The 3,986-nt window shown below is 41.8% G+C and carries 6 protein-coding genes; 1 reads left to right on the top strand and 5 read right to left on the bottom strand.

Features of this window, described 5'->3' with window-relative positions:
• From PVV65_RS09135 to PVV65_RS09125, 3 genes are all read right to left on the bottom strand, one after another.
• On the bottom strand, positions 1-661 hold a 661-nt coding region (locus PVV65_RS09135), incomplete at its 3' end, for a portal protein (RefSeq protein WP_273789951.1).
• On the bottom strand, positions 646-1,974 hold the full coding sequence (locus tag PVV65_RS09130; RefSeq protein WP_273789950.1) for a PBSX family phage terminase large subunit: 1,329 nt from the start codon (positions 1,972-1,974) through the stop codon (positions 646-648). The genes PVV65_RS09135 and PVV65_RS09130, both read right to left, overlap by 16 nt.
• Positions 1,955-2,290, bottom strand: a complete 336-nt coding sequence (locus PVV65_RS09125; protein WP_273789949.1) for a hypothetical protein — start codon at positions 2,288-2,290, stop codon at positions 1,955-1,957. Before PVV65_RS09125 ends, PVV65_RS09130 begins: the two co-directional genes overlap by 20 nt.
• Before the next feature lie 212 nt (positions 2,291-2,502).
• Between PVV65_RS09125 and PVV65_RS09120 the strand changes: the two genes are divergently transcribed.
• Positions 2,503-2,985 (top strand): hypothetical protein, encoded by a 483-nt coding sequence (locus tag PVV65_RS09120; protein WP_273789948.1) that lies wholly within the window; start codon positions 2,503-2,505, stop codon positions 2,983-2,985.
• A gap of 122 nt (positions 2,986-3,107) precedes the next feature.
• On the opposite strand, the gene PVV65_RS09115 is transcribed toward PVV65_RS09120, so the two are convergent.
• Entirely contained in the window at positions 3,108-3,632 is a 525-nt protein-coding gene (locus PVV65_RS09115) for a hypothetical protein (protein ID WP_273789947.1), read from the bottom strand.
• A 13-nt stretch (positions 3,633-3,645) separates the two neighbouring features.
• A partial coding sequence (ssb, locus tag PVV65_RS09110) for a single-stranded DNA-binding protein (protein WP_273789946.1) occupies positions 3,646-3,986 on the bottom strand: 341 nt, incomplete at its 5' end.

Below are 3,986 nucleotides of genomic sequence, written 5' to 3'. Positions count from 1 at the left end.
CACTCCCATCTCTCGCCCAATCCGCACTCAGTTCACTCCAATGGGCTTTCGGAAACATTTGTCTTGCAACTTCCAAAGGCTTGCGGTCCACATACCACATACGTTGTGCATCGGTTAAATTCGGTTGTACGGCTGCGCTATCCCAAACCATCTTCAACGGGTCTAAACGTGTGATAACCGGTTCACCATCAAGGCTGTTTTCATAATCAAGTCGCGTATCAGTCCAGCCCATGCCGCAGATGACAGCATCTTGGAAAGCATCCGAATCTGCATATTCCGCTTGTGCCATGTCTCTAAACCATTCCGCCGCCCCTGTAAGCAATTCACTGGGTAATGCCTTGCCTATTTGACGGGGGATAAATTGTACCTCTCGCTTATTATTACGCTCTGACCCCACAACCGCATTCACAAGCGGGGCTATCCGATTAAAAGTCATAACGGGACGGCGCTGTTCTTTTAATGCTGCTAAATCGGCTTCATTCCACTGATCTCCATTGTAAAAACGAAAATCTTCACGCGCTTGCTCACGCCATTTGTTCACATGCTCAACATCTTCTTTGTACCAGTTCACAAGCTTGCGAAACAAACCTTCCCTTGACAAATCTGAAATGTTGCTATCTTTGTCTAAATGCTCTTCATCATGCATCATTCTGCCATCCATGACGTGCTCTCATAAGCTTCTCTACCGCTGTAAGCTTCTCTCTTATGTTTCTGCACCGGCTGTTCATAACCCACACACATTAAGCCAAAGGCATCGGCTGCATGACTGGACCAATCATGCTCGGCGCCTAACCCTATATTCCGCTTCTCATCCCATTTTTCATGATACCAGTTCAGTGCCTTGCGTCCTGCTACCGTTGTTTCCTCGTTGAACCAAACAGAAGGTAAGATACGCCGCACTGCCTCTATCCGCATCTTAACAGCACCTGCCCCTTGATTAGGGATCACTTGCGTTTCAAAACCCGCATCATTGAGAGCACTCTCAAAACTCACATTGTGGACACGATCTCTGGTTGCACCATCATGGGGTAACACCATCAGTGCCTTCTCATAACCATTTTGACGCAACCAACCGATATGCTCGGATAAGGGCTGCCCTTGAGCCTCGTAATAATCAAGCACTCTGATCTCTCTACCAATAAATTGCGCTATCCAAATCGCTGTTGCATCTGCCTTAGCGCCCGTCCCGCCAATATCCCAAAAGGCGCGTATCTGCATTAAAGGGTCACGTGCAACACGCCCTATCCGCCCCTCCTCCTCGGCTGCCAACATCTCTTTTTGAAAGTAAGCACCTTGAACCGCTGTAAGATAAGCCCCCTCCCATATATGCTTATAGGTCTCTGGACGGTTTCTCAAATCATCAAGCCGCGCTTCATTCAAGATCTTTGGAAACTTCGGATTATCGGACCAATTGATCTCAACACGTTTAATGGCTTTATTGTCTGAAAAGCGAAATCGCCTTTCAACCGGTGCATTGTCTCGTAATGGGTTCCATGTTACCCATAATTCTGCTCTCCAACCCTCTCCTTCTTCACGCAACGTCGGTATAAGCGTCTGCCAAGCTGTCTCTGTGACGGGTTCTGCTTCATCAACCCAACACAGCAATATCCGCCCCATCGATTTGATACTTGCAATATTCCGGTCAAGACCACAAAACTGAAAGGCTATACGACTATCATTCGACTTAATTGAAGATTCCCCAACCTTATAATAGTCCTTCAAAAAGTCATGCGCTTCAATAGCACGTTTTATCTCCTCTAATGAACTTTCTGCGAGCGAATTTTGGAACTGACGCGCACAAAGGATAGTGCCCGATATCCCTTGCATGCCAAATTGATAGCCCTTTAAAGCAGCCATCAAAGCAAAGGACCTTGTTTTTCCAGACCCTCGTCCACCCCAAGCTGCCCGCACCAAAGCATCCCCTGTAAAAAGTGGAATAAGCTTTGGTACAATCTTAATCTGTCTTGTCGTCATTCATTGTTAAAGGCGCTATTTCCACACGCCCTATGATCTTAATGGCTCCCCCATCTTCCCCTGTCACTTGCAAAGGCAAAATCTTACCAAGCAACGCTAAATAAGCAGTAGGGCATCTTATTGCTTGCTTTTCGAGATAAGAAATCAGCCCTTCTTTTCCATACTTATTACCTGCCAATTCAGCAGCTTTAATAATTGCCTCTTTAAGAAGACGTGTATTCTTATTCGGAACTCCTTTAACACGCCCTTGACCAGCATTAGGAGGCAGAGGCTTTTTGGTCGGTTGTAAAACCTGCTGTGTGTTTTCTGATGTCATAAATTCCTCCCTCCAGATAATAAAAAACCCCGCATTTGCAGGGCTTTAAACTGTATCCAACCCTCATTTAGATACAATACGCCTAAGTACAGCAATGTCATTAAATACGATTTGCATTACTCTGTCAACACAGAAATAACACATATTGATAATTTTAAAGGGAATCTGTATGAAGTAAAGATGCAACAATGAAAAACAAAAGATAAAATCTGATGTTAATACCGTATTTAAAGAAAATTGCCTTATTCGGAATAATAAGTATCTTATTCACTGGTCATGTAAATAGTAAACCGTTAACGAATAGTAACGATAACTATGCTGGCTATATTGATGCTTTGTGTCCAGATGGCGAAATTCCTGTTTTGCGTGATATAAACAATCCAAATTCTTTTGTTACTTGTGTTTCAAAAAAAATGTTGGATTATTTTTATTCGAATAAGTTACAAGAATTACCTAAAGATCAATATTCAATAGTCGCTATAGAAGACTATTATGAATTATTAAAATATCATGTTAAAAAAGATCGGATAAAATCTCAGATAATAAAATGCGTCGTAATAGGATTTATAATAATCACCATCATGTCTCTTCCGATTAACATACTCTGGCGATTTAGATTAAAGATTCCTGCGTTTTTATTTGCGATACTGACTGTATTATCTGTTATTGCCATTCCCTTCATGTTTAGTTGGTAACATTTTAGAAGAATATTAAGAACAGTTTGCAATGAATTCATAAAAAACGAAAGAGGCGAAAATCGCCCCTTCGCGCCTGTCCCCTTTTACAAGGGAGCGGTCACTGTTTTGTTACAGCGCCGTTATTTCCAATATTTATAAAGCGCATTAAGAGCGACACGTAGTGAGCTTATAAGATGCGGTAATTCTTGATCTTCTATAACAAGGTACTGTAGCGCAGCGTAAAGATTGTACTGTCTATAAAGATGTTGCGCTTCTTTTAATGCCTCTTGCGTGTTTAAAAACTTCTCTGTTGCAAATTCTACCCATTTGTCTCTTGCTTTATCATCAGCGGATGATGGCATTTCGTCATAAATAGCATTAGGCAAGCCCTTTGCACATAGATAGTCGTTTCTTATCTGTAGATATTGTTGTGCAGTGTCATATTGCTCTTGTGTAAGTATACCTTGCAAACAAAGCCGCCCTATATAAGTACCAGAAAGCGGATTTTTAGCCTCTTGTAAGCTTAAACCGAAGCGCTTTGCACGCATTTCAATTGCCAATTTATCCATGGGTTCATGCGGTGTTTTTGCACGTGATATACGACCATTGGCTTCTCTTACCTGCCCTATGATTTTAGGGCGTCCCCTCTTTTTATTTGCTTTCACAGATAGCCTCTCTTTAAAAAGGAACGCCATCATTTGGTATTGTAGGCATATCAAGAGGTCTATAAATGCTTCTCTCATAAGGGGACGACTGCTCTTGATCATCATCATTTTTGCTATCTAACAGCTTTAAGTCGCCTTTGTACTTAGGTAAAATGACTTCTGTTACAAATCGATCAATACCGTTTTTATCTTGCCATTTACGGGTTTGTAACTGCCCCTCTATGTAGACTTTGCTTCCTTTATGAAGATACTGAAGTGCTATTTTTGCAAAATGTGGATTAAAAACCACAATAGAATGCCATTCTGTTTTGTCTATTTTCTTATTGGTTGCCTTGTCTGTATAGTTCTCAGATG

This window comes from Bartonella sp. ML70XJBT (assembly GCF_028618425.1).
GTDB lineage: Bacteria > Pseudomonadota > Alphaproteobacteria > Rhizobiales > Rhizobiaceae > Bartonella.
The sequence above is the reverse complement of the archived record's forward strand: the minus strand, read 5'-3'. Positions and strand labels throughout refer to the sequence as shown.